Annotated in this window: 20 protein-coding genes and 1 CRISPR repeat array (1 of these 21 cut by a window edge); of the genes, 4 read left to right on the top strand and 16 right to left on the bottom strand. The window is 50.2% G+C overall.

Annotation, left to right across the window (positions count from 1 at the left end; translation table 11 throughout):
• Positions 1–3,626: direct repeats of the CRISPR family, unit length 33 nt; unit sequence ATTTCAATCCACACATCCCGTGAGGGATGCGAC (it extends 4,076 nt beyond the left edge of the window).
• A 182-nt stretch (positions 3,627–3,808) separates the two neighbouring features.
• The 8 genes from cas2 to MYS68_RS33975 form a co-directional block, all read right to left on the bottom strand.
• Complete coding sequence (gene cas2 / locus MYS68_RS34010) at positions 3,809–4,099, bottom strand: CRISPR-associated endonuclease Cas2 (RefSeq protein ID WP_248929980.1); 291 nt, start codon at positions 4,097–4,099, stop codon at positions 3,809–3,811.
• Between the two features lie 63 nt (positions 4,100–4,162).
• A complete protein-coding gene (gene cas1c / locus MYS68_RS34005) occupies positions 4,163–5,194 on the bottom strand; it encodes a type I-C CRISPR-associated endonuclease Cas1c (RefSeq protein ID WP_248929979.1) in 1,032 nt (343 codons plus the stop codon).
• The gene (gene cas4, locus MYS68_RS34000; RefSeq protein ID WP_248929978.1) at positions 5,191–5,850 is read right to left on the bottom strand and encodes a CRISPR-associated protein Cas4; all 660 of its coding nucleotides are present in this window, start codon (positions 5,848–5,850) and stop codon (positions 5,191–5,193) included. The genes cas1c and cas4 overlap by 4 nt, the downstream gene beginning before the upstream one ends.
• Entirely contained in the window at positions 5,840–6,700 is an 861-nt protein-coding gene (gene cas7c / locus MYS68_RS33995) for a type I-C CRISPR-associated protein Cas7/Csd2 (RefSeq protein WP_248929977.1), read from the bottom strand. The genes cas4 and cas7c overlap by 11 nt, the downstream gene beginning before the upstream one ends.
• Before the next feature lie 15 nt (positions 6,701–6,715).
• Entirely contained in the window at positions 6,716–8,623 is a 1,908-nt protein-coding gene (gene cas8c, locus MYS68_RS33990) for a type I-C CRISPR-associated protein Cas8c/Csd1 (RefSeq protein ID WP_248929976.1), read from the bottom strand.
• A complete protein-coding gene (gene cas5c, locus MYS68_RS33985) occupies positions 8,620–9,339 on the bottom strand; it encodes a type I-C CRISPR-associated protein Cas5c (protein WP_248929975.1) in 720 nt (239 codons plus the stop codon). Before cas5c ends, cas8c begins: the two co-directional genes overlap by 4 nt.
• 247 nt (positions 9,340–9,586) lie before the next feature.
• Positions 9,587–12,016 (bottom strand): CRISPR-associated helicase Cas3', encoded by a 2,430-nt coding sequence (gene cas3, locus MYS68_RS33980; RefSeq protein WP_248929974.1) that lies wholly within the window; start codon positions 12,014–12,016, stop codon positions 9,587–9,589.
• 356 nt (positions 12,017–12,372) lie between these two features.
• The gene (locus MYS68_RS33975; protein ID WP_248929973.1) at positions 12,373–13,176 is read right to left on the bottom strand and encodes an alpha/beta fold hydrolase; all 804 of its coding nucleotides are present in this window, start codon (positions 13,174–13,176) and stop codon (positions 12,373–12,375) included.
• A gap of 189 nt (positions 13,177–13,365) precedes the next feature.
• Here MYS68_RS33975 and MYS68_RS33970 point away from each other — a divergent pair, with 189 nt between their 5' ends.
• Positions 13,366–13,803 carry an Rrf2 family transcriptional regulator gene (locus tag MYS68_RS33970; RefSeq protein ID WP_036715734.1) on the top strand — a complete coding sequence of 146 codons (438 nt, stop codon included), beginning with the start codon at positions 13,366–13,368 and terminating at the stop codon, positions 13,801–13,803.
• A gap of 192 nt (positions 13,804–13,995) precedes the next feature.
• Positions 13,996–14,079 (top strand): putative holin-like toxin, encoded by an 84-nt coding sequence (locus MYS68_RS33965; protein WP_156124776.1) that lies wholly within the window; start codon positions 13,996–13,998, stop codon positions 14,077–14,079.
• Positions 14,080–14,528: 449 nt separating this feature from the next.
• Here the strand turns inward: MYS68_RS33965 and MYS68_RS33960 are convergent, their stop codons facing one another.
• Complete coding sequence (locus MYS68_RS33960; RefSeq protein ID WP_248929972.1) at positions 14,529–15,131, bottom strand: sulfite oxidase-like oxidoreductase; 603 nt, start codon at positions 15,129–15,131, stop codon at positions 14,529–14,531.
• A gap of 196 nt (positions 15,132–15,327) precedes the next feature.
• On the opposite strand from MYS68_RS33960, the gene MYS68_RS33955 reads away from it, so the two are divergent.
• Positions 15,328–15,903, top strand: coding sequence for a hypothetical protein (locus MYS68_RS33955; protein ID WP_248929971.1), 576 nt, complete (start codon positions 15,328–15,330; stop codon positions 15,901–15,903).
• 47 nt (positions 15,904–15,950) lie between these two features.
• On the opposite strand, the gene MYS68_RS33950 is transcribed toward MYS68_RS33955, so the two are convergent.
• The 7 genes from MYS68_RS33950 to MYS68_RS33920 form a co-directional block, all read right to left on the bottom strand.
• Positions 15,951–17,465, bottom strand: coding sequence for a leucyl aminopeptidase (locus MYS68_RS33950; RefSeq protein WP_248929970.1), 1,515 nt, complete (start codon positions 17,463–17,465; stop codon positions 15,951–15,953).
• Positions 17,466–17,505: 40 nt separating this feature from the next.
• Positions 17,506–18,552, bottom strand: a complete 1,047-nt coding sequence (locus MYS68_RS33945) for an aldo/keto reductase (protein WP_248929969.1) — start codon at positions 18,550–18,552, stop codon at positions 17,506–17,508.
• Between the two features lie 350 nt (positions 18,553–18,902).
• On the bottom strand, positions 18,903–19,241 hold the full coding sequence (locus tag MYS68_RS33940; protein ID WP_248929968.1) for a hypothetical protein: 339 nt from the start codon (positions 19,239–19,241) through the stop codon (positions 18,903–18,905).
• 67 nt (positions 19,242–19,308) lie between these two features.
• Positions 19,309–20,685, bottom strand: coding sequence for an ATP-binding protein (locus MYS68_RS33935; protein WP_248929967.1), 1,377 nt, complete (start codon positions 20,683–20,685; stop codon positions 19,309–19,311).
• A gap of 234 nt (positions 20,686–20,919) precedes the next feature.
• Positions 20,920–22,491 (bottom strand): anti-sigma factor domain-containing protein, encoded by a 1,572-nt coding sequence (locus tag MYS68_RS33930; RefSeq protein WP_248929966.1) that lies wholly within the window; start codon positions 22,489–22,491, stop codon positions 20,920–20,922.
• The gene (sigI, locus tag MYS68_RS33925; RefSeq protein ID WP_248929965.1) at positions 22,484–23,311 is read right to left on the bottom strand and encodes an RNA polymerase sigma factor SigI; all 828 of its coding nucleotides are present in this window, start codon (positions 23,309–23,311) and stop codon (positions 22,484–22,486) included. Before sigI ends, MYS68_RS33930 begins: the two co-directional genes overlap by 8 nt.
• Before the next feature lie 1,004 nt (positions 23,312–24,315).
• Positions 24,316–24,741: a hypothetical protein gene (locus tag MYS68_RS33920; RefSeq protein WP_248929964.1), complete on the bottom strand. Its 426-nt coding sequence runs from the start codon at positions 24,739–24,741 to the stop codon at positions 24,316–24,318.
• Between the two features lie 284 nt (positions 24,742–25,025).
• Between MYS68_RS33920 and MYS68_RS33915 the strand changes: the two genes are divergently transcribed.
• On the top strand, positions 25,026–25,532 hold the full coding sequence (locus MYS68_RS33915; protein WP_248929963.1) for a DUF4912 domain-containing protein: 507 nt from the start codon (positions 25,026–25,028) through the stop codon (positions 25,530–25,532).
• Positions 25,533–25,537: the final 5 nt, after the last annotated feature.

Here is a 25,537-nt window from a genome sequence, read left to right as displayed (position 1 = left end):
ACACATCCCGTGAGGGATGCGACTGACATCGCGCTTAAATAAGCGCGTGACGATACTATTTCAATCCACACATCCCGTGAGGGATGCGACGTGAATAGCCCATCACACCATCAAAACCCATTCCGGATTTCAATCCACACATCCCGTGAGGGATGCGACGAGAGAGACATGGAATCGGACTACAAGGCACTTGAATTTCAATCCACACATCCCGTGAGGGATGCGACTTATTAGCGTATGGCATTTTTGAATATTCTCGTCTATTTCAATCCACACATCCCGTGAGGGATGCGACTCGTCTGCTAAGGTGAGATAGAGACCTACGCCAGATTTCAATCCACACATCCCGTGAGGGATGCGACTCTCGCAGGTTGTCGAGGTGCCGTTTACACGCCAGACATTTCAATCCACACATCCCGTGAGGGATGCGACCGTAATTGAGCTGACCGTTTGCAGCGGTGGACGCGATTTCAATCCACACATCCCGTGAGGGATGCGACTTTTCTTCAAAAAAAATTTCACGCGGGTCTTTGTTATTTCAATCCACACATCCCGTGAGGGATGCGACGAATTTGTTGCCAACATATCGGCAACAAACCCCTATTTCAATCCACACATCCCGTGAGGGATGCGACTGCGGAACATCTGCCTGTTCTACTTGCAGCTCGAAATTTCAATCCACACATCCCGTGAGGGATGCGACCTCTTTCTCAATGTCATATTCAAATGGTTCAGACATTTCAATCCACACATCCCGTGAGGGATGCGACGATCTGTGCGGTTTGGTCGCTGATCTTTCCCGATATTTCAATCCACACATCCCGTGAGGGATGCGACAGAGGGTGTGTTCTAGTGGCTTATGCAAGCAGTATTTCAATCCACACATCCCGTGAGGGATGCGACGCTTATAAACGCGCTGTCTCGGATATTCTCCGTATTTCAATCCACACATCCCGTGAGGGATGCGACCGGTACGACCGCCGCCGCAATCGCCGACCAAGCATTTCAATCCACACATCCCGTGAGGGATGCGACGTCCGCGACACCTTGACCGCGCCCGCCGCATTAAATTTCAATCCACACATCCCGTGAGGGATGCGACTTGCTTTCCATCGACCGAAAAGTGCAACTCAACATATTTCAATCCACACATCCCGTGAGGGATGCGACATTTTACCTTCCCTGTCAATAAGACCCAAACGGATTTCAATCCACACATCCCGTGAGGGATGCGACATGCACGGAGTGCATGGGTAGTGGTACGCAAAAAATATTTCAATCCACACATCCCGTGAGGGATGCGACCTGCCGAGGAGCGGCTTATTTCCATCGACGAGTATTTCAATCCACACATCCCGTGAGGGATGCGACTTCGCGGCCGAAATCGCATCGAGCGCACTTTGCGATTTCAATCCACACATCCCGTGAGGGATGCGACCGGTCTTTGATTTCGTTTTCCCCCATTTCCTGCGAATTTCAATCCACACATCCCGTGAGGGATGCGACCTGCGTTGCGGCGACAATAGGGAACCATGCGTGAATTTCAATCCACACATCCCGTGAGGGATGCGACTTGATCCGAAAGACGCCGAATTTGTGATAGGCATAATCATTTCAATCCACACATCCCGTGAGGGATGCGACTGGCGTGCCGTCTAATTTCTCGCCCTGCGCGTGGACATTTCAATCCACACATCCCGTGAGGGATGCGACGGAAATGTCGATTACACAAACCCGGTAGAGCATGAATTTCAATCCACACATCCCGTGAGGGATGCGACGAAGGCGACGGCAACGCGGTCGTATTCCCACTGTTATTTCAATCCACACATCCCGTGAGGGATGCGACACCACCGAAAACCCCTGATGTAGCGAGTTTCCGGCGATTTCAATCCACACATCCCGTGAGGGATGCGACGTCCAAACATTCCGGTTTCAGCAGCACCGCCCCTAATTTCAATCCACACATCCCGTGAGGGATGCGACGCAGCCAAGAATTCAACGTGACGCAGATTTTCCACATTTCAATCCACACATCCCGTGAGGGATGCGACTCTGCCGTATGCTGCATCTGTTCCATTGTCGATATGAATTTCAATCCACACATCCCGTGAGGGATGCGACTGAAGCTCGGAAGCAGACGCTGGCGCAGTATTACATTTCAATCCACACATCCCGTGAGGGATGCGACGGGCCGCGCCTCAATCGTAATGGCTTCTTCGAGGTATTTCAATCCACACATCCCGTGAGGGATGCGACCCTTCGCGCTGCCCTCCATTTCGCCGTTATGCCACAAATTTCAATCCACACATCCCGTGAGGGATGCGACTGCGGAACATCTGCCTGTTCTACTTGCAGCTCGAAATTTCAATCCACACATCCCGTGAGGGATGCGACACCCGCTTCACTACGCCATTTTATGCGTCAATATACATTTCAATCCACACATCCCGTGAGGGATGCGACTAAGCTGCCGGTATACGAGCGCTCGCTTCGACTCAAATTTCAATCCACACATCCCGTGAGGGATGCGACGCTGCTCCAGTACCTTTTTTATTGCAGGCGGCAACGATTTCAATCCACACATCCCGTGAGGGATGCGACGCATGACCTCGAAGATCAGCCGGTTGCGGCCCGGAATTTCAATCCACACATCCCGTGAGGGATGCGACTATAACCAAGCGGTTGATAATCGTCGTGAGAAACGTTATTTCAATCCACACATCCCGTGAGGGATGCGACTGCGCCTCATACGAGGCTACAATGTCCTGTGGCGTATTTCAATCCACACATCCCGTGAGGGATGCGACTTCTATGCGGGCCGGGAAGGGCTATCCGTAGCAATTTCAATCCACACATCCCGTGAGGGATGCGACAGGCCGGAATAAGCGGCATTGCCGCTGCCGCAGATTTCAATCCACACATCCCGTGAGGGATGCGACCCTTTGCCCTTGCCAACAGTCCGATAAGGATTTCGTTATTTCAATCCACACATCCCGTGAGGGATGCGACCCTTTGCCCTTGCCAACAGTCCGATAAGGATTTCGTTATTTCAATCCACACATCCCGTGAGGGATGCGACGAAGCTCTCGCCCGAGATCACATATTATCATGGTCATTTCAATCCACACATCCCGTGAGGGATGCGACGTTTTCGCTGTCCCTCGTCATCTGCGACAGCATCATATTTCAATCCACACATCCCGTGAGGGATGCGACCAAACGAGCTGCGATCCGCATCCGGATTGCCGATTTCAATCCACACATCCCGTGAGGGATGCGACCCGTGAAACGATGAGGCTGCACCATCAACGGATCAAATTTCAATCCACACATCCCGTGAGGGATGCGACGAGGCCGTATGTCGCCACGCTGGCGGAGTCCTCAAAATTTCAATCCACACATCCCGTGAGGGATGCGACACGAGCAAATCATTGGATACCTAAACGAGAAAACCGGATTTCAATCCACACATCCCGTGAGGGATGCGACCAGTTTTCATCCTTCCATTCGTCATAGTTTTTGTTATTTCAATCCACACATCCCGTGAGGGATGCGACCATGGCGCGGTTACGGTTAACGCGTATACGCAGATTTCAATCCACACATCCCGTGAGGGATGCGACAGCGATTTTTAACCCAAAATCCCCTTAAATTACATATTTAGGATAAAAATCGCACCAATATCAACAAACTTTCGGATAAACTTAAGAAAAACCGCGAGTAAAATGGAATTTTAATCCATTTCTTCGGTGCGAATGTCCCCGTAAATCCATGTACGCTATACATTCGCACCGCTTTGTTCGCACTACAATATCAATGGGCCTTCTAAATCAAAGGATTGTTTCACACCAATATGTTCCACCTTATTCTTGTAATTATTCCCCAATTGATAGAACCGAAGGCTATCCTGATCTTGATCGATGATGTCGAGAAGCTTTAATTTTAATATAGCATATTGCGTAGCATCTACAACGCATTCAAAAACCGAATTTTGTACACGTTGACCGTAACTCAGGCATATTTTCGAGACTTGACGCAGTCTTTTTTGCCCTGCACTGCTAACCGTGCTAACATCATAGGTAACCAATACCAGCACCCACTCCACCTACTTCCGTAAAAAGTTCGGTGCATCCGCTTGGGATACTGCTCGAGTCCCCGTCTACTTCCATAAGAATGGCGGATACTCATCCAGATCATTACGCAAATATCTGGCTAACAATAATGCCTGTGCATGAGGGACTAATCCCCATGAGATCTTCTCGCCAAGGTAGGGGTGCGTGATTTTCTCCTGCTTCCTATCTTGCCATGAGGCTAGAAACTTCTTTCTAGCCTCATCCCTCATCATAACAGAGCCGTTCTCTTTTTTTACAAAATCCTCTTTACTCACAATCTTCTTATTAATTAACGACAGCACAAACTTATCTGCAAAGACTCCCCGAAGCTCTTCCATCATATCCAGCGCCAAAGAAGCGCGTCCCGGCCGGTCCCGATGCAAAAATCCAACATATGCATCCAGTCCGACGCCTTCCAGCGCGGCTGCCATATCATTGGCCAGCAGCGAATAAGCGAACGATAACATCGCATTCACGTTATCGAGCGGCGGCCTGCGGGAACGCGAGTGAAAGTAGAAATCTTCTTTTTGCTGTAAGATCATGGAATCAAACAGTTTATTGTAGCTAACGGCCGCCTGTCCCTCTAATCCTCTTAATCTTTCTAAATCTTCACACGATCTTACTTCTAATAGGATACCGGATAGCTGCTGCGAAATGGATTTGAACTGTGCGACATCAATGCGTAAAGGATAATCTCTGGTCATTCTTTCTATGATCCATTTGTGATTGAAAATTTTGCCGATAATAAAATTACGGGCAATTTTCGCAGACAGAACCTCATCTTCCGATACTTGATATTGCTTCTTTCTCAGGACGACGTTGCCCTTGCTTTCCCCGATGACTCTGGCAAGAAACCTGCCGTTCATCGTGTAAAATACTAGCGAGATATTGCGTTCTGCACAATATCCCATTAATGCCGGGCTTGCACCGGTGTAGCCAAAGGCGATAATCGATTCCAGGTTATGCAGAGGCAGCCTGCCCAGCTTCTCCTGCTCCTTAAGCACCACGATATTATCGCCGTCCAGCGACAAATAAACATCGGGTTGTGTGATATACAGCGTATTCAGCAGCTTTTTCATTCTTTGATTTTCCCTTCCACGTAACTCTTCACCGTCCGTTTATTCATAAGCTCCGGCAAGCAAATGTTTTGAAGGGAACAGCTTCGGCAGAAAGGCCCGGTTTTCACTTTAGGCGTATGTCTACGTTTGAAATAGTCATGCATTTCCGCGACAATTAGCTTCACTTTGTCTTTAATAGCTGCCGTTAGCGGAACTTCAACCCTATGTTTGATCTCGTTGTAAAACAGATAACCTGCGTCGATGTCGCACAGCAGCATTTCCTCCAGACAGAGGGCTTGTGCAGCTAATTGTAAAATGTCTTCATCGCTCGTTTTCGGTTTTCCGCGTTTATATTCAACCGGGTATGCGATGTATCTCCCTTCGGCACCATTAATTTCAACGCCGCCTTCGTTTCTTACAAACTCGACCACATCGCATACGCCCGTTATTTTAAGGTTCTCCGACTTCACAGGCATCGCGCGAACGATAAGTTTGTCGCCGCGCTTCTCCCTCGTAAACGGCTGGTCGGCTTTCCGATGCAGGTATTCTCCCTCAATGGTTTTGACATTTTCTTCCCATTGTTGTTCAATATGTATGAAAGCCCACTGTCTTTTACAAAATTGAAAATGCTGTATGCCGGACAACATTAAATAGTTATCGTCATCGTTATAATCCACTAACAATCTCGACCTTCAATCCTTCCAAGGGCAGAACAGAAAACGAGTAATCTCCAAACGACTTAGGTTCCGGGGCAAGTCTTTCAACGATTAATGACCGGTGTACCTTCGCAGAAGAGTATTGCCCCAGTTTGGAGCTATGCTCCCACCAATACACTGTGTGAACTTCCATGCTTCCTTCCGGTCTGGCGGACGATGCATCGTTTTCGAACAAGGAAACAAGCGCTTTCTTCACCTTTTCGGCGTCTTCGTTCGAAAATCCGGTTTTTTCCGCCAACTGCGTATTGATGCTGCCATAAAAGACGTAAACGCCCGAATCAACGCGATGCTTCATTCCCATCGTATCCGAACCTCTTGACGCACCCGGTTCGGAATTGACGCTTTTCGTAATTTGCATGCTGGTAATATCGATCGGATCAAGGCTTGTTGCAGTATGGATAGATACAGGGCCTCTAATTCCGACAGAGACACCTGCTCCCTTGTCCGCTTTAAATGCAAACACTTGGCCGAAGCTTCGGACATCAAGCCATTCCTGGCAAGCAATTCTGGCAAATTCGTCGCTTGAGACTGTTTTAGACTTCAAAATCTTCTCCAGCTCGGCATTCGCGTCCGCACGCTCTCTTAAACTATTATATGCATCCGATTTGCGGTCATTGGATTGGACAAAGATAGATTCGCCCATATCCTGCAGACGGTTTCTAATCTTCCGTTTAAGCGCGACGTCCGAAATTTCGCCATGACCATCGTAATTTTGACGCGGGCGATTGCCATTCAAAGGGTCCCCGTTCGGATTAGCTTTGGTCACCGATAATACAACTGCAAAATCGATTTTATGATCTAAAATGGCCATATCGATCTCTCCTTCTTAAATAGATGTTTCCGCTGGATCGTTATTTTCTTTCTTCTGATAGAGCTCATGCCGCTGGCTGTAGAAGCCGAGCAAGTACACTTCGGATAACGGCTTGTTCGTAAATTTGTCTGCCGGAATGCGCGAGGCTACTTCGTCAATGATTTTGGATAAATAGATTCCCTTTGTTCCGAGTCGGGCTTGGTACGGCTGCAAGCAATCCTGAATCGTCTTCCACGTTCTTGCCGGATGCCTCGAGAAGGCACTCATATAACGAATGGCGTTAGTGGCCCGGGTTTCGTCAGCGCCTAAGGCGCGTCTTTCCAATACATCGGCAATAGCCAACAAACGGCCGAATAAATAATCGCGGTCATTATTTTCTGTATCTAATGCCACATTGAATCCCTCCCGTCTGTAGTTTAGTTTTTTGTTGATTAAGGCACACGTAATGCTCAGCGTCTTTTCCCATTCCCATCTGTCCATGGCTTCCGGGTTCGACGTACGGTGGAAAGAACTCGATATGATATCTGACGGAATGTTGCGGCCATCGATAATGCACGGCAGCATACGCTCCATCAACCCTTTGACAATCTTGTCACTCGCTCTTGGACCGTATGCGGCAAAAGCGATGTCCCTCGTAGCCGGCGCTCCGTAAAACTGCACAACATCGCCGTTGTCATCCTTACGATAGCGATGCAGCCAGACGCAGGTGGAGTGCCAATCTACCAGTCTGTCCAAGTATAGCTCCTTGTCCATATTCCGGTAATACAGCACCGCCATGCGACCGGTTGTTGCCGAATCCAGAACTAAAATATTGACCTTGTCACCGGACGAACTCGACAGCCGGTTTCGATATCCATCCATCGCCTTGGCGACTTCGCTTGCAAATTCCTTATTCGTAAACGATATTTTCTCCTTAACGGCAGGGATGGGAGCGATCGAATAAAGATCCTCATCGATACTTGGAATATGCTGATCGTCGTTGCTCCATACAAGGAAAACTCGCTGATCGATGATTTTCGCTTGGCGGTTAATGAGCCACTTCAACGCGTTATGCGCTTTCTGGGAAACCTCATAGCTGATGCTTGCCGCTTCATGGCTATGATGGAACCTTCCGCGAAACGTAAACCCGCTCGTATCGTTAGCCGATATTAATTTGGCTTTATCCGCCGCATTTCTGATTTTGTTGGCATGCTTGTCCGTAGCAGGAAGCGTTTTCCCAGTGACGTAGCACAGATCCTCGTCCCCCAACTGACTGCTGTAGAAGCGAATGAAAGAATCGTACATCTCCCGATCCTTCCAGACTTTCGTCAAAATATTACCGGAGGACGAGTAGACGTTGAACCGAACGAACGCGCTCGTTAGCTCGCCGGTCACAACGGAAAATATGGGCGGCCTTGCACCGTACATCTCCTCCGCATGTTTGTCCCATTTGTCGATAAGCCGATGTTCGGTGTCCGCATATAAAATCTTGCAGTCGACTAAATCCTGAATGAGCCTCCCCTTGCTTAAATAACGGTAGATGCTCTTTACCTTGGCGGCAGCATAAGGTGAGTCGGCCCATTGCTCCAGCTGCTTGATGTAATAGGAAAACGGCTCCTCCTTCTTGATGACCCCACCGTAAGCAACATAATCTCCTGCCACATAGCTCAGTTTGTCATGCAGCGGATAAGGAGCAATGACAGCGCCTGCGCGGCTCGCGGAGTTTTCGGTGCACGGGATTATGGTATTCGCGTCGCTTTTGTCGATGACCGACGCCGAATGAAACTCGCCGTCTTCCGTAATCTCCACTTCGATGTGTGCATTTTGCGTTGTATGGGAGACAGGCAGCAGCGTGTATTCCTGATCGTTATGCTTGGTTTCAATTTTGCCGACGAGGTCTACATTAGCTTCATAGGTTTCATACAAATTCAATAACCAGCTCATGGATTCCCCCCCTCTTCCAGTTGTGCGAGCAGTTCATCCGATGTTATGACATTGGTACGGTCGAAATGCTTCGGCACCATGTCCGTAATCAAACGAACTTGTGTACACTGTTCAGGTCTAATAAATTGGATAATGCCGTTCTTCATAACCGGATTCCATAAACGTACTTCCAGTTGGTTCCTGCCCGTTTCATCCGGATAGTTGATGCCATGGATCATGCTGCCCAGATGAATATCGCCATAATTATTGTAGAAGCCGTCTCCTTCGCCAAAGACACAAGGCTCAACATAAGCCTGGCATTCCCTGGCGCCGAGGAAAATGTCCCTGCGACCTCCGGCCTTGAGCGATCTCTTTAAGATGTTATGATGCTTGAATTCGTTGCGGTCATAAGCCATGTCCGGGCGATTCATGTTGAATTCAAAGTAAGCGCGAACCTGATATCGCACATCTCTAAGGTACGTATAATTGGCAAGTGTGTTCCCTCCGCCGTAATCCATCGGACGAATGCCTTTGGATTCCATACGGATAGGATTCATAACGCGCACGGCATCGATATAAAAAATGAGCGTTGGTTTCCAGTAAATAGATTCCACAATCCCTTTAAGAGCTTGGTAGGTCGGAACCTGGTAACTGAGCTTTTCCCCGCCGAGTTTTGTCAACGGATCGGTGAACAGGGCATAGTCGCCGTAGACGACAAACTCTATCGAATTCCGCATAGATTCACCTCCTTTCAGCAAGTTATGACAAAAATTGTATTCCCTATATTTGAATAATATACCATTTCAGGAAGTATGTAAATACAAAATTTTATTTCACATTTATATATTATATGAATTTTTATTTTTGCTCTTGATCATGATAAAATAAAGAGTCGCTATTTCAACATAGCGTGGATTGAAAAATATAGTATATGAAGTGGAATTGGAAACCTATCCGCAAAACAGATAGGTTTCTTTCCCATGTTTAAAACATACCCAATTCAAACGTGCTGTCGTTTTCAAGATCGAGGCCAAATTCCTCGTTATAAGCACTTTCCTTCAAGGCGAGTATTTTCCCGTCGAGCAGGCCTACGAGCCCGTCGTTCTGTATCAACGACTCCCGTTCGTAATGAAACAGGTTGATCGTATATTGCTGAGCCTTCCGCAACATTCGGGAAAGTTCCTCCATAGTTTCGTTTCCATTTAGCTGCGCAATGATATCTCGACCTTCTTCGCCATAAGGGACAATAACGGGGGTTGTCCGATCGTCGATGACGTGAAAGTATTCAGCCGCCGTTCCGTAACTGTTCACGATAAATAAAGGCAAGTTTTCATTCTTGCTATGCTTATAGGCTTGATTATACGAGCTGTGTTTCCTGTCGGACGTTAACAACTCTGTCATGTCCTTCTGTAGTTTCGGGATGAAAAAATTTAGCTTTGTGCCGAACTCCGTATAAAACTCCTTAAAATACTTATCCATTGCGCGAGCAGATAAAATATTACCGCCATGTTGGGATGGATCCCGCTTGAGATCGACGAGGATCTTCTTGGAGATTTTTTTCCCGACTTTAATTTCCGGCAAACGATCCAGATTCTCCTCCGCATAATCAATCACATAAACCTGCCGGATCCCCCGCTCCCCATGACGGTTGCATCTGCCGGCGGCTTGCGCAACGGAATCGAGTCCGGCCAAGGAGCGAATCACACAATCAAAGCTTACATCGACCCCGGCTTCGATCAGTTGGGTGCTGATACATATGACTTTCTCCCTATTCTCGAGGCGTTCCCGAACTTGTTTCAGAATATGGTTCCGATGTGCCGCGCACATCGACGTGCTTAAGTGGTAGATGGGGATATCGCCCCCCTCCAATAGAGCGTATAGCCTTTTAACAACCGTTTTTGTATTCAAAATAACAAGTACACTCTGGACATCTGCGATTTTCTCCGATATAAATTCGGCGAGCTTGTCACTGTCAAACGGCTCGTCCGTTGCTTTGTCTATGATTTCCACCCGTTTAAAGGCTTCAATCACTTGATCCAGATTATGAATGATTTCTGCGTCCGGGTTTATTTCCAGTTTATTCTCGACAAAATCGAGTGCCGGTTGTGTCGCCGTGCAAAGAATGAGACAGGAATGGCCGTACGTCTTCAAAAAATTGAGCGCTTGATTAAATAACGTTACACACGAAACAGGGACTTTCTGTACCTCGTCGAATATGATGACCGACTCGCATAAGTTATGAAGCCTCCGAATATTTCGGCTGCCTTTGGCGTAAAACACATTCAAAAACTGCACCATCGTCGTAAAAATAATCGGGGAATCCCAGTTGTCCTTGGCCAGCTTTAATCTTTGCCGGGTGTTGATAATACCGGCTTGGTCCTCATCATTATCATTCGCATCATCGATGACGTTCGAGTGATGCTCCAGAATATGTTCGTCGTCCATTAAGATTTTGCGAACCTCTTCGGCATTTTGCTCAATAATCGTTGTAAAAGGCACTATATAGATGATGCGCTTCTTGTGATGCAGACGGGCATGCTTGAGCGCATATCTCAAGCTGGCCAACGTCTTGCCGCCGCCCGTCGGAATCGATAACGTATAAATCCCGGACGGCTTTTCCGCAAATTTGTCACATTGTTCGGACATAACGCTCCTGAGCATATTAATCGGCGTATTCGCATCGTCTCGAGAATGAAAGGAGTTGATTTTTTTTAAAAGTTTCCCATAATAAGCCTCGAACAGCTCTTTGCGATTTTGTTCAGGTTCGTCGCTCACATTTTCTTCAAATAGTCTGGTATTCGTTCGATCGGCATCGATTAAAGCGCTAAAAACAAACTTGGCAAGAAACATCAGCTTGCTTTCATAATTCCCGGCAAACGGCTTACTCAAAAAATCGTCCAATTCAGTCAATGCATTTACAACATATCGCTGAAATTCGGTTTCACTGATGACTTTTTCAAAAAAGATCTGCTTTGTAAATTCAAACTCCGGCAATTGCTCCTGCGTTTTCCGAACCCTGTTCAAGTATGGCGATTCCAAATTCGGATTCAGGAAATCGTGAAGATAGGAATGGTGCGATAGGATCGCGTTTCCTACTATTTCGGCCAAAATCCATTCGAGCCTGGAAGGTGCTCCCGTATGATAATGCTCGTATAACAACTTTCCGCCAGCTGTCGAATGGTCTACACTTCCTCTTTTCGGCGGAGAATCGGGATTACTCACCGCTGCTATGATGTACTCTCTAAATTCGTTGGTGTACTTGCCCAGGTCATGAAGCATTCCCGCCAAACCTGCTATATGCTTTACGCCAATCTTATCCCCGTAAAACTCCGCCAACACTCTTACTCCATCCAAATGCTCTTCTACGTTTTGAATCTGTTTGTCCCGTCCCCGTATATGGGCGATGTATTCCATTTTATCCCTCCTGTTCATTTCTCTTGGTTATCTATCATAAATATACAACATCTTATCGCCAACAAGTTGTCAGCAAACGTATGTTCTTGGAATACCGGCAAAATAATAAAAACAGCTATCACATCCACGATCCCCTGCTGACCGTAGACATAATAGCTGTTAAAACAATAGCATCTCTGAAGCATGAATACCTCTCAAAATCATATCGCTGATTCGTGCCGGGGATTGTCGTGATCATCTTAACATTTACTATTGTATTCATTACGCTGGTCGTGAAAATCATCGAGCTTCTTACCAAGAACACAAAGAAATAGACCGCCCCAGCCAACGGTAGCGGTCTATTTCGCTGCATAAACCTATTCTTTGGAGGGATTGAGTCCACTCATTTCAAGCTTGGCCAAAAAATTCGAGATTTCCGCACTGATTTGATCAGGCGCTTCTAAGGGAGAAAGGTGGCCTGTTCGGGAAATGACGCGCAGCTCTGCCTGAGGTATGCGCGGCAGCAGTTCACTGTTCAGTGTTTCCAAGCGATCTACCGGATCAGATTCCCCGGCTAACACCAGCGTAGGGACTTCGATGTGCATCACTTCAGCAGATATATCTTCGAGCATTGCAATTTCAGGCCATGCCGCACGAGCCATAGGTGCACTTTTTTGCATATCTTCGAGCACCATCTCACGTACATTCTCTTCAAGAGGAAGTAAGGCAATATTGCTTAATGCAATTTCCGCACCTTCACGATTATCATAAAAATGAACCATCGCCTTTCTCATTTCTTGAGGCATATCTTGAGGGGTCGGTGGGGATGGCGCAACCAAAATCAATGCCTCCAGTCCGTCAGGCTGACGTGAAGCCAGTAGCTGTGCCGCTTTACCGCCCATTGAATGACCAATGATCACATAGCGTTTCAATCCGAGCTCCCGAATAAGCGCTTGTGCATCATCAGCCAAATCCTTAATGGTGTAAGAAGCGGCCGACTTTTCCGAATCCCCCCATCCGCGCTGGTCATAAGCTATGCAGTGATATTCTTCCTTCAGAACATCAGTAATTTTACCCCAAGTTCGTAATGATCCGCCATAATAATGCAAAAACACAAGAGAGAGGTCTCCTTGTCCGTTCTGTTTAACGTGAAGTTCTACCCCGTTAACACGATATTGCATTTAAACCACTCCTCTATTAGTATTAGTAACAGTTACTGTTACTTTTATAATGTAACGATTCCAATAATTTATGTCAAGTTTTTCCGTCCCTTTTTATTATAAATTTGATTTACTTGTCCAATATCAATACACTAAAAAATATGTTTAACTGCATACACTTGTCATTTTTAAGTAAGGAGGAACTCGCCAATGGCAAATAGAAGCCAACAGTTCTCGGTGGCCGTTCATATTTTATGTTTTCTTGAATTTAATAAAAATGATCGAACCACTTCCGAATTACTTGCGATGAGTGTGAACGCTAATTCGGCGGTTATTAGAAGAATCATGCAAAAGCTTACTAAAGCGGGGCTTATTACATCTACTCTCGGAACAAATGCAGCTATCACCCTTGTCAAGCAGGCAAATCAAATCACGTTATTGGATGTGTATCGAGCAACCTTAGAGAATAATCAAGATTTGTTTATCATTCATCAAGATACAAATCCGACTTGTCCGGTAGGAAGCAAAATACCGCATTTGCTGGATGGAGTTTACTCTAAAGTACAAGCGACTATGGAGAACGAATTATCGAGCATTACGATTGATCAGCTAGTCAAGAGCGGCATAGTCCAGGGAGGCAATCCATGAAGGAGGATTGTGACGGTTTTGAGCTCTCACCCTATTATGTTTCACCCCCAGACGGACACGGCTGCGCGATCCGTGTCCGCCGAACAGGCGATCCTTTCGCTATTATGTCGATTGTCGATATGTAATAATTGAAGGGCAATAGAATAGGCTTGCAAGGGCGGTCGGCTAGTCTCCCGGAAGGGAGGTGATGCCATGGAGGTATTTCAAGCGTTGCAATTAATGTTCCTGTTCGGAATGTTTATTCTGGCGCTGCTTGCCTACCTGAAAAAGAAATAGACCGCCCCGGGCAAAGGTAGCGGTCTATTTTGCTGCTTAACCTACACCAAGCTTACCGCCCTTAAAAGCGGCTATTGCATCGGGAGTCGTGTTCGCTGCACGGCTCCTTTTGCATTGTAAGCATTTCTTGAATCAAGTATACCACAAGGGGCACCAAATTATTAGTCTATTTTATTTATATACGGTCAACTAACACAGCGGTAGCGATTTAGCCGCGAACTTTGGCGGCTTATTGTTGCAATGCCCATGGGAGTTCAAACGTATGACAAGGGAAATGATAGCGGAAGTTCTATCGGACGCCAGGAAGGCAATCGTGAACGCAAATGAAGCCGATAAGAAGGCGTTTTTTCGGTAATTTGAAGTGATCTCGGTCAATGCCGTCGGCAAAAGGAAAACCGGCACGCAGGAGGTTCAGCATGCCGGTTACTACGGACGGAGCTTGTGCCTGGTCAGTCAAAATCGTACCTCTGCTCTTTAAAAGGATCGCCGTACATGTGGTAGCCGTTGCGCTCCCAGAAGCCCGGCTTATCCTTCTCCATAAACTCGACGCCGCGAATCCATTTCGCGCTTTTCCAGAAATACAGGTGCGGCACAACCATGCGGACCGGATACCCGTGCTCCGGCGTAAGCGGTTGGCCGTTGTGCTTGATGCCGAAAAAGGACGTCTCTCGCTGGAAATCCTCCAAGGGCAGATTCGTCGTCCAACCGTGCTCCGCATGCAGCATCACGTACTTGGCCTCCGGCTTCAGCTTTACTCCCTGCAGCACGTCGCTCACGGCGATGCCTTCCCACACGTTGTCCAGCTTCGACCACGTCGTCACGCAGTGAATATCGTTGCGGTATTCGCGATGCGGCAGCGACATGAAGTCGTCGTAGCTAAGAGTTTTCTCCTCCTCCACCAAGCCGAAAATGCGAAAATCCCACTTGCTCATGTCTTTGTAGATCGGAACGCTGCCGTAATGCAGCACCGGAAAGCCGTCCGTCAATGTTTGCCCCGGGGGGACACGGTCGTTCGTGACGGAGGAAGCAGTGTTTTGCCTGCCGAAGATCATGCACAATCACTCCTTGCCTATATAAAATTTACTTTTATTATACCCCGCTTCAAAGCCTGATGCGAAAATTTCCAAACCCGCTTGACAATTAAAGCGCTCTTCCAGACAACGGCTCTTCAAACGAAGGAACGCTTATGATAGAATAGGACTGTTAACCTAAACCTACTACCTGCTACGCCATCTGGGGGAAAACATAATGTCGAAGTCGAATCGAATATTTTTGCTTCTGTCCGTTTGCCTGTTTGCGCTGCTGATAGGGCTCGCCGTTTATAAGGAATCGTCTTATTTCCTGTACGCGGCCAGCGCCATCCCGCTGCTGATCGTACCTTTTTTGCCAGATATCAAAACGAATCAATATATCAAAAAAGGAAACTCCCAGCCGGACGTCTGGTTGGCCCGAACGGCCGACGAAAGCGGACCGGACCGCATCGTTATCGGGTTTGAGCCCGGATTTATCGCCTGGAACAAACGCCGCCTGTATTTTTGCACGGACGACATTCCAGCGGAGAGCGGCTCCGCCAAAGCGCCTTCCCGCGACATTACCGCTTCGCTGTCCGTGCTGAAGTTCGATCTGGTGCCGCATCCGAAAAAAGCGGGCTGGGTCGGCATCGAGCTGGCAAACCTTGCCCAGCGGACGCAGGGCATGTCGTACACGGTCGATGATATTAACCGCCTGATCCTCAGCGCGGAGGATGTCGAGGAAATCGCCAAGCTCCCGGGCGTCACTACCGCCGCTTCGGCGCAGAGCCAAAACCGCGGCGTTCAAGCCTGAGCCGGCGCGCGGCATTATAATCATCATATGCAAAAAAGAGAGCCCGTTTACAGGGGCTCTCCGCATACATAGCGGACGATCGTTCGTACCATGGCACCGGTGCCCCCTTTGGGCTCGGTGCCTTTTTCGTCCCACAGCCAGGCCGTGCCGCCGGTGTCCAGATGAATCCATGGCGTATCCCCGGCGAAAAAGCCGATAAATAGCCCGCCGGTAATGCTGCCGGCATGGCGGTGCGAGGTCGCGTTGCGGATATCAGCGACATCGCTTTTCAGCATCTCGTGGTATTCCGGGTAGTTCGGGAACGGCCATACTTTCTCGCCGGCCGACTTCGCCGCCGAGAGCAGCTCGCCGAGGAAGGCGTCGTCGTTCGAGACGGCGCCGGTCGCCACATCGGCGAGCGCCACCAGCACCGCGCCGGTCAGCGTCGCGACGTCGATCAGCTTCGTCGCGCCGAGCCGCTTCGCGTACGTGATGCCGTCGGCCAGCACGATGCGGCCTTCGGCGTCGGTGTTGGTCACCTCGATCGTATGTCCGCTCAGCGAGGTGATCACGTCGCCCGGCTTCAGCGCACGGCCGGAAGGCATGTTTTCGGCGGCGGGGATGACCAGGACGAGATTGACGGGAACCCGCAGCGTGCAGACGGCGTGCAGCACGCCGAGTACGACGGCGGCTCCGCCCATGTCGCTGATCATCTCCTCCATCCCTTCCGGCTTCTTCAGCGAAATGCCGCCGGTATCGAAGGTGATGCCCTTGCCGACGAGGCCGATGACGTCGGCACCGGGCCTTCCGGCTGCGCCGTCATAGCGCAGCGCGATCATCCGCGGCGGGTTGTCGCTGCCCCCGCCGACAGCCGCGAGTCCGCCCATCCCTTGGGCGGCGAGCTCGCGCTCATCCAGCACGGTGCACGCAAGCCCGTGCTGCTTCGCCAGCGCGCGCGCCTCCTCGGCGAGTCCCTCCGGCGTCAGCCGGTTGCCGGGGAGGTTGGTCAGGTCGCGCGCATAGTTTACGCCCTCCGCCACCGCCAGCGCGAGGCGGAGGCCATCTTCGGCGCCGCGGCGGGCCTCCGCCTCGCCCGGCGGCACGAGCAGCGCGACCTCGCGAAGCTCGGTCGCTTCTTCCGGCGCCCGGCGGAATACCGGCATCCGGTATCCGCCGAGCAGCAGCCCCTCCGCGACCGCCTGCGTGCGGTCGCGCCAATCGTTCGCGCCGCCGCCTTCCAGGCGGACGGCGGCGCGGCCAAGCTGCCGCGCGAGCAGCGCGCGCGCGGCATACACCGACGCCGCGCGCAATGCGCCTGGCGTCGCGGCCTCCCCGAGCCCGGTGCACAGCACGTACCGGCTCGGGACAAGCCCGAAGGCCGGCAGCAGCTCCGTCTGCCCCGCCTTCGCGGCAAACAGCCCTCGCTCCTTCAGGCTCAGGAGCTCGTCCGCCAGCGGCTGCGGCAGCTGCGCGGCCGCGGCTTCCACCTGCCCTTCGGCGATATACACGATATGCGCATCGACCACCGGTATCGATTCGTTTTCCGTAACGACAAAAGCGGTGCTGCTCTTTCTAACAGGCATGAAGAGTGATCCTCCGCTATAACATGAATATTTCAATCCGTTAACGGTTAACCGCCTTAAACGGCTTTGCTTCCTTGAAATAGCCGGCCGACTCCCGGATAACCGTCGCCATCGGCAGATGGTACGGGCATTGCTGCTCGCAAAGCGGCTTCTCCCGGCACGGTTCGTAATCGGCGCACGACAATATGTTGTCCTTCTGCCGCTCGTAAAATCCGGTCCCTTTCGGCAGCAGCCCGAAATGCTCGCGGATTTTACTCGAGATCATAATGTCCGGAATGCGGATCTCGATCGGGCAGGAGCAGTAGTTGCAGCGGCGGCAATTGTGCTCTCCGAGCTGTCTGGCGAGCTGCTCGAGTTCGGTGCGTTCCTCGTCCCCGACTTCCCGCTCCATCGCCGCGATGTTTTCCTTGACTTCGTCCACGCTGACCATACCGGAAATGATCACGTGCACGTCCTGACTGTACGGATAGCGAATCGCCTTGTCGACGGGCTGAATAAACCCGCCGGAGAGCGGCTTCATCGCCACTCGTCCCATATTTTGCCGCACGAGCTCGGGAATAAGTTCATCCAGTGCAAACGGCTGCGCCAAATTCAAGTGAAACAGCACCTGATCGAATTTACCCGACTGCACCCATTTGGCAAGCAGCTCCGGGCGATGGCCGGTAATGCCGATATGGCGCACTTTTCCCGCCTTCTTCGCCTCCAGCGCCGCCTCGTAAGCGCCTCCTTCATCCATCGCCTGCTTATATTCATTGACATAGTTCACATAGTGAATTTGCAGCAAATCGACATAGTCGGTCTTCATCCGCTGCAGGCTGCGTTCGATTTCTTCCTTCGCGCTCTTATAATCCCGCTTGTTCGTTTTCGTCGCCAAAAAATACTCCGAACGCCGGTGAGAAATCGTTTCCCCGATGATCTCTTCGCTGTTGCGGTATCCTGCCGCGGTATCGATGTAGTTGATTCCATGGTCAAGCGCATAGTTGAGCGCGTCGCGAGCCTGCTCCAGCGGAACTCCCGGCAAATTCATCGCCCCGAACCCGAGAGACGACACCTTGTATCCAATCTTCCCAAACTCTCTGTACCGCATAACCTGCTCCTCCTCACCCAAGTCCGTACAGCAACAAAGTTCATCATAAGGTGACGTGAACCTTTGAAGCCAATACCGTTAAAGCAGCAAACGCTTCATCATTAAACACGGATGAACTTCTTGAATTGCTTCGATCCAAGCGTTTGGTATTACTTTTGGGGGAGCCCCCATTTAAAAAAGGCGTGAATGCATGGGCTTCAGTCTCCCGCGGCCCGAACGAATTCCCACCTTTTCATATACGTGATTTAACGCTATAACGCTTTCCTCCATTATAAGACATCTGTCCTAATAAGTCATCCATCTGCGAAAAAGAAAAAAGCACCGGACTTAGAAAGCCCGATGCCTGATCGTTACTGGTACGAGTAGCCGCCGACTTGCGGCTGTGCCAGCTTCTCCGCTGCCTGGAACTGCTGCAGCGCCTGCATCACCTGCTGCTGAATTTGCTGCAGCTGGCGCTGCTGCGCGTCCATTTGCACCTGAATCTGGTTTTGCGCGTTTTGCAGCTGCTGCACGGCTTGCTGCAGCGTTTGGCTCGCCTGCATCATCTGCTGCGAGAAGTTGCTCAGTCCCGACCGTGCGATCGCCTGCTGCGCCTGAATGACCTGCTGCACGGCCTGAGCCGCCTGCTGCAGCGGTTGGGCGGATTGCGGCATCACCTGCTGCCCCGCTTGCTGTCCGTAGTTCATCATCCGTGAAACACCTCCGCATGTTTGAAAATAATGGATCCGCTTTTAACATGCGGGGAATTCTGCGGTTTTATGCATCCGGATGAGGGAGATGAATGATAAAGGTTGTGCCCTGCTGAACCCGGCTGTCTACTTGAATCGTACCGCCATGGTTTTTGACGATGCGGTAGCATACCGCAAGACCGAGGCCTGTCCCTTCCGACTTCGTGCTGACAAACGGATCGAACAGCCGCGCCTGCACAGCCGGATCGATGCCCCGCCCGTTGTCTGCGATGGCGATGAACACCTGGCCGTCCTTCAGCCCGGCGGTAATGCGAATGCGGCCGTGTTCGGCCGAATCGGGCCGCTTCAGTTCCTCCACCGCATTTTTCACGATGTTGAGCAGCACCTGCTTGATCTGCTTCACATCCACGGCAATCATGATGCCGGGATCGATTGGCGACCTTTCGATGACGCAGCCGTTCAGCAGCGCCTCGCTCTCGTAAAGCAGGGAAATTTCCCGGACGAGCGAGGCGACCTGCACTTTTTCCTTGATCGGCGCCGTCGGCTTGGAGGAGCTCAGGAACTCGTAGATGATATCGTTAGCCCTGTCGATCTCCTGTAAAATAATCCGCGCATACTCCTCTTTGCCGAGCGCCGCGAGGTCCGGACGGAGCAGCTGAATGAAACCGCGTATCGATGTCAGCGGGTTGCGGATTTCATGCGCGATGGAAGCGGAAATTTTGCCGAGCATGGCCAGCTTGTCGTTCTGATAGGCAGACTGCTCGATCCGGCGGAATTCGGTCACATCCTTGACGCTGATCAGCATGTCCCCGTCAAATTCCTCTCCGTACATCGCCGTAACGAGCAAATGGCGTCCTTTTTCGTCGATAATCTCCTTAAAAGGCGCCCGCAGTTTATACATCTCGTGATATATTCGCAAAAAGAGCCGTTTTATGCCGATCGTCAGCAGGCGGTTTTTGAGCAGTCCGCGCATATCCTGACCGAGCAGCGTTTTACGCGGAGCCCCGACGATTTGGCTGAATTTGATATTGGCAAAGGAGATGTAGCCGTCCCGGTCGAACATGGCGATGCCGCTGTCCATATATTGAAGAACGTTTTCATATTTGTTTTTGACGTTTTGAAAGGAGATCTGTGACGATAGCAGCATTTCGCGCAGCTCATTCAGCAAGGCGTCGCTTGGCGGAGGCACATCGCTCTGTTGACGACAAGACACCATCAGCTCAATGAGAAACACGAACGATCGATGGTAATAGGTGAGTGCGTCCGTCGACTCGACGTTGGCTATCAGTACCCGCATGCAATCCTCATGCAATGCCGTTAATTGCTCCGGAAGCATATTTGTTGAATATGGCAGCAGCGTGGAAATGTACGATGCACAGCTTTCACTACCGCTTTGCACATAATCCGTTAACGCACGAACGTAGCGTTTTTTAAAATCCGACATGCACGAACTCCTCCCCATTTACGGAGCCCCAACTGTAACAGTCCGATCTCTAAGTAAAGAATAGTCAATAAAAACGGAAATGTAAATAATAGGTCCCCCCTGAATCATCCGTTCAATTATTATTTATTATCCCCCCCTCACAAAATATGGATGGACTTACAGTACCAAGTATATTCGACAACAACAAAAAAACTCCTTGTCGAAAAGGAGTTTTTCCCGTACAAGAAATCGAAATTAGTTCCGTTTGGCGTTATCGTCTTTTTTGGAGTCGGACTTGTCGTCTTTCTTGGAATCGTCTTTCTTCGAATCGTTTTTGTTCGAGTCATTCTTTTTCTTATCGTCATCGTTAGCGCCGGTATCCGACTTCTTGTCCGGCTTTTTATCGTCCTGCAGGTCGGTCTGCTTCTTGGAATCTTCCTTTTTGGAGTCGTCTTTCTTGGAATCATCCTTTGTGCTGTCGTCTTTTTTGGAATCGTTCTTCTTGGAATCCTCCTCCTTTGAAGGATCATCCTTTTTTGGAGGATCATCCTTCTTGGGGTCGTTTTTTTTCGAATCATCTTTTTTGGGATCTTCTTTTTTGGAATCTTCCTTTTTGGAGTCGTCTTTCTTCGAATCGTCTTTACGCGGGTCTTCCCGCTTCGGATCATTCTTGCTCGAATCATCCTTCTGCGGGTCGTCCTTTTTCTTATCGTCTTTTTTGTCGTCTTTCTTATCGTCCTTCTTGTCGTCTTTTTCGTCGTCTTTTTTGCTGTCCTGCTGCTTGCCGGCGTTTCCGTTTTTGGAATTCGCCGGATTGGCCGCCTTGCTGCCGTTTTGCGGATTCGAAGTGGCTCCCGGTTTGGACGAAGAATTGTTCGAAGATGAGCTGCCCGGGGATCCCGTTTTTCCGTTATTGGTATTGCCGCTTCCCGTTCCGGTTTTTTTCGGGTCGTTTTTGTTGTTTTTCTCCCGTTCCTTTTTAATCTCCTCTACCTTTTTGTCAAGCTGTCCGGTCTTTTCTTCCTCGAGCAGCTGCTTCATGGCCGTTTTGGTCGGCGGCGTCTCGGGGATGACTTTGTCCACGCCGTTATCTTTGGCGATTTGACGCACCGACTCTTTTTTCACATCGTCAATCGTCACGGGAACCCCATTGTTTTTCGCGTTCAAGTATACGGCATACTTGCCCATCGACAGCTCGTTTTTGCTTGCGGTTTCGCGAATTTCCTGGGGCGCGGCAAAAGCGGTAACCTGATAGTTGCTTGCCTTATCGGGATGTGTCGTTTGAATATGACTTACGACTTTTTGCTTCAGCTTTTGGGCAATTTCCTCGTCGCTCACCTTGGCGCTTTCGTTCACAAGGGTGCTCGCGATGACAATTTCCCCTTCGCCTATGGCCAGTGCTTTCTCCTCCGCTTTGTCGAGCAGCTTTTCCGTAACGTCTTCAACCGGCTTGCCTTTGTAATCGACCGACTGAATAAGCTGCTGCCCATCCGCGTTGAGGCCCCTCAGTTCAATGACGTTCTCGAGCTGGTCGAGGCCCATCTCCACGCTGGGGTTGATATCCATCGATACATAAGCGACAACCTCGGGGGTGCCTATCTTGCCGGCGAAGCTGCCGAACAAGACGAGGCAGAACACAACCGCTGCCGCCAGCGCCGACTTACCGGCTACCGACGGGCTTTTCCAATTGATGCGGGTATCGGCAAAAACAATTTCTTCGCCTACTTGGCATTGCCTATTTTTACGGGCAAGCCTCTCAAAACGTCCGTCCGCGGTCATCACGATGATGTCTTTATCATTTAATTCCATCACGATGCCTTTATTCAAGGTTGTCCCCCCTTTCCGTCGTTGCCGCGGCTTGATCCTCGGACTGATCCAATTGCAAATAATCCCTGAGATACGGATAAGGGCCGTTTTGAATCAATGCGACAGCGATAATAAATTTTCGGTTCCTTTCTAACGTTTTTCGAGAAAAATCGACCTTCTCCAGCAGCTCTTTGATCGGCAGCATCCGTTTGGACAACATCAGCCTCATCAGGCCGGTGTCTTCCGCGAGCAATTTGCCGATGCCGCATAACGCCTTGCGCGAATCCACATGCTTGGGAGATGCATCCACAAGGTCGCCAAACGAAATGCCGAAATCCGACAGGCAGCGGTTCAAATCGATGATTTCGCTGCGCCTTTCTTCCATACCTTTTTGTTTTTCGTATTCCTCGATCGCCTGGTGGATTTCAACCGGGTTGATGACGTTGTCTTCCTCGTCCTCCACCTCGAACGTGCTGTACGGAATTTGCTGGTTGTGCCGTTGCTCCTTGCGCACATAATCGATCAGGCGGCGCCGGATCACCTGCTCGGAAAACCCGAGAAAGGAGCGCCCCGCCTGCGGCGAAAACTGATTGATCGCTTCGTTGAATGCGCCGAGCGCGACGCTGAATTCGTCATCCCGTGCGGGATCGATGTATCTTTTGCAAAAGCGGCTGGTCACTTTAGCAACAAAAGGCTGGTAATCAGTGATGAACTGATTACGCAGACGCGTATCACCCTCTTGAATCCGAATCACTTGCTGTTCCGGTGTTTGCGAATCCGTTGTTTCAGGGCGGTCTGACTGGCGTTTACCTAAAAATTTTTTAAACAGAACCAGTAGCAACCGTTCCACCTCACACTATAGGAATTTCGGGCCCGAGGCACCGTTTTCGGGGGTCGACATACGTCGCCCGTGTCTATTATATCAGCAATCTGCAGATAAGCCCATTTTTGAGAGACTTGACCGAATTATGTAATCTTCTGCATGAAACCATAACCGTAGCATAACATGGAATTCAGGCTGCGGTTAAGGGAAGATAATGGAAGCGCGGGAGCCCCCCTAAATCCCCCCACCGGGGGGACCCCAGGCGCTCGGGCGCCCTGGACCCGCCTGTAGAGCGCGACTGCTCGCGGCTCTCTCCCCTAAATCCCCCTACCGGGGGGACCCCAGGCGCTCGGGCGCCCTGGACCCGCCTGTAACATGTTACTGCTCACTTCTAGTTCGCGTTTGCCCGCCATGGATTTTTTAGCTTCGCCCAAAAAATCTTATGCCGGGCACGCTTTACGTTAGGTGCGATGCCGAGGGAGTTTATATGTGCCTCGTACACGCGTTTGTCTGCCATGGTTTGCTGACGCTAACCTGATGACGGACACGCTCCTCTTTTGGTGCGGTGCCGGGGGACCCTCTACGTGCCTCGTATGACGTTTTCTTGCCGTATTCGGACCCTGAATCCGCTATTTTGCAGAGATGAGGCAATTTGAGCAGGTTCGTGGACACAGATGACGTTATCTCCAAAAAAGAGGCGCGTTTTAGTCGATAATTTGTTAATAAGAGATCTGGTGTCCGGCAAAAACGGAATTAACTTCGTATGGTCAATATAACGGATTTGAGGTCCGGAGGGAGAAGCGCAGAGCACCGGCCGCTGACCTGACAACATTTCAGGGAAGCCGCTGCTGGGCGATGCCCGGGAGTCTCCACGCGTCTCATGCACGCGCCTCTCCGTCATGGTTTGCTGGCGCAAACACAATGGCCGACACGCTCCACTTTGGCACGTTTCCAGGCAGCCTATTCCCCACACCGCAAAAAAACGCCTCTGAATGTCAGAGACGTTTTAAACTTGTATAAGGTTACGCTTTGTTCGAAGCTTTTTTCGCATTCAGCTTGCTCTTCCGCTGGCTGAGCAGCTTCAGCCGCTTCTTGAGCTGCTCTTCCCACTCCGCATCGCCCAAGTCTTTGGCCACCATCAGCAAATCGAGCGCCATGTCGATCTGGCTTTTGACGATGTCCATCGGCTCTTCGTTTTCGTGGTTGACGCAGTTTTCATAAAGCTCCGCTCCGTTTTTGGTATCGACGTATTCCTGAAAGTCCACTTCCGGGGCGCCGTCCCCATGAGCGTACTCGGCCAAAATTTCATATTCGTTCTCCACCAAATAATGCACTTGAACACGGTGGCACACCGGGCAGAACAATATCGGCACATTATGGATTTGGGTACGAATATGTTTGAGCGTCCCTTTTGTTCCAATCATGCTGGCACCGCAGCAAAAACTCATGGTTAATCCCCCCTAAAAAAAGCTTGCGATGAAAGAAAAGCCGGCTTCGGCAGGGCCCCTGGCTTTTCCAACATTATCGGCAAATTACGGCTGCATTGTTAGCGTTATCTAAACATATTCGCCCACAGCGGCCGGATTTCCTCTTTTGCGGGCATACCCGGAATAAAATTGCCTCAAAGCGCAAAACCTGAAACAGTTAAAGAGAAGCCGCCGCGCTAACTCCTATTAAACGAAACGACCCCCTTCAAAGGTTGCAGGAACTTTCAGGAAACAGGAGGGAACGGATGAATACGATACCGACCGCCGGCTACGAAGTGCCGGACCGCTACAACCGGGACCTGCTTCATCTTATGGTGAGAGACGCTCATACGCTGTACGCGTACTGGGAGGTAAGCGATCGCAAGCGGTGGCTCTGCTCGCAGCATTTCGAGTGCGACTGGCACGTGCTGCCGAAAATACTTCGCGTCTACGACGTCACCTGCATTTATTTTAACGGCCATAACGCCAACTCCAGCTTCGATATCCGTACGACGCCGGAAGCGAACAATTGGTATATTCCGAATGTCCATGCGAACGCTACATATATGGCCGATCTCGGTACGTATACAATTCACGGCCAGTTTGTTCCTCTGATGAGATCGAACGCCGCCGCGACGCCGCGGGACGCTAAAGCGGCTTGGGGCGAACCCGTTGTCGGGGCGGTGGAGGAAGTTCTGGAAGGCAAGGCGAACGGCCGAATAGAACCGCATTTTTTCGAAAATTTCAATGCCTACGGCAATTGTACACGGTGAGGTGT

Origin of the sequence: Paenibacillus hamazuiensis (genome assembly GCF_023276405.1) — a bacterium.
Classification (GTDB): Bacteria; Bacillota; Bacilli; order Paenibacillales; family NBRC-103111; genus Paenibacillus_AF; species Paenibacillus_AF hamazuiensis.
The sequence above is the reverse complement of the archived record's forward strand: the minus strand, read 5'-3'. Positions and strand labels throughout refer to the sequence as shown.

Excerpts from the sequence above, each read along its gene's own strand:
- MYS68_RS33950 (WP_248929970.1), bottom strand. The coding sequence starts at position 17,465 with ATGCCTGTTAGAAAGAGCAGCACCGCTTTTGTCGTTACGGAAAACGAA.
- cas3 (WP_248929974.1), bottom strand. The coding sequence starts at position 12,016 with ATGGAATACATCGCCCATATACGGGGACGGGACAAACAGATTCAAAAC.
- MYS68_RS33915 (WP_248929963.1), top strand. The coding sequence starts at position 25,026 with ATGAATACGATACCGACCGCCGGCTACGAAGTGCCGGACCGCTACAAC.
- MYS68_RS33935 (WP_248929967.1), bottom strand. The coding sequence starts at position 20,685 with ATGTCGGATTTTAAAAAACGCTACGTTCGTGCGTTAACGGATTATGTG.
- MYS68_RS33920 (WP_248929964.1), bottom strand. The coding sequence starts at position 24,741 with ATGAGTTTTTGCTGCGGTGCCAGCATGATTGGAACAAAAGGGACGCTC.
- MYS68_RS33960 (WP_248929972.1), bottom strand. The coding sequence starts at position 15,131 with ATGATCTTCGGCAGGCAAAACACTGCTTCCTCCGTCACGAACGACCGT.
- MYS68_RS33940 (WP_248929968.1), bottom strand. The coding sequence starts at position 19,241 with ATGATGAACTACGGACAGCAAGCGGGGCAGCAGGTGATGCCGCAATCC.
- cas8c (WP_248929976.1), bottom strand. The coding sequence starts at position 8,623 with ATGAGCTGGTTATTGAATTTGTATGAAACCTATGAAGCTAATGTAGAC.
- MYS68_RS33955 (WP_248929971.1), top strand. The coding sequence starts at position 15,328 with ATGTCGAAGTCGAATCGAATATTTTTGCTTCTGTCCGTTTGCCTGTTT.
- MYS68_RS33975 (WP_248929973.1), bottom strand. The coding sequence starts at position 13,176 with ATGCAATATCGTGTTAACGGGGTAGAACTTCACGTTAAACAGAACGGA.
- MYS68_RS33970 (WP_036715734.1), top strand. The coding sequence starts at position 13,366 with ATGGCAAATAGAAGCCAACAGTTCTCGGTGGCCGTTCATATTTTATGT.
- cas5c (WP_248929975.1), bottom strand. The coding sequence starts at position 9,339 with ATGCGGAATTCGATAGAGTTTGTCGTCTACGGCGACTATGCCCTGTTC.
- MYS68_RS33965 (WP_156124776.1), top strand. The coding sequence starts at position 13,996 with ATGGAGGTATTTCAAGCGTTGCAATTAATGTTCCTGTTCGGAATGTTT.
- cas1c (WP_248929979.1), bottom strand. The coding sequence starts at position 5,194 with ATGAAAAAGCTGCTGAATACGCTGTATATCACACAACCCGATGTTTAT.
- MYS68_RS33945 (WP_248929969.1), bottom strand. The coding sequence starts at position 18,552 with ATGCGGTACAGAGAGTTTGGGAAGATTGGATACAAGGTGTCGTCTCTC.
- cas7c (WP_248929977.1), bottom strand. The coding sequence starts at position 6,700 with ATGGCCATTTTAGATCATAAAATCGATTTTGCAGTTGTATTATCGGTG.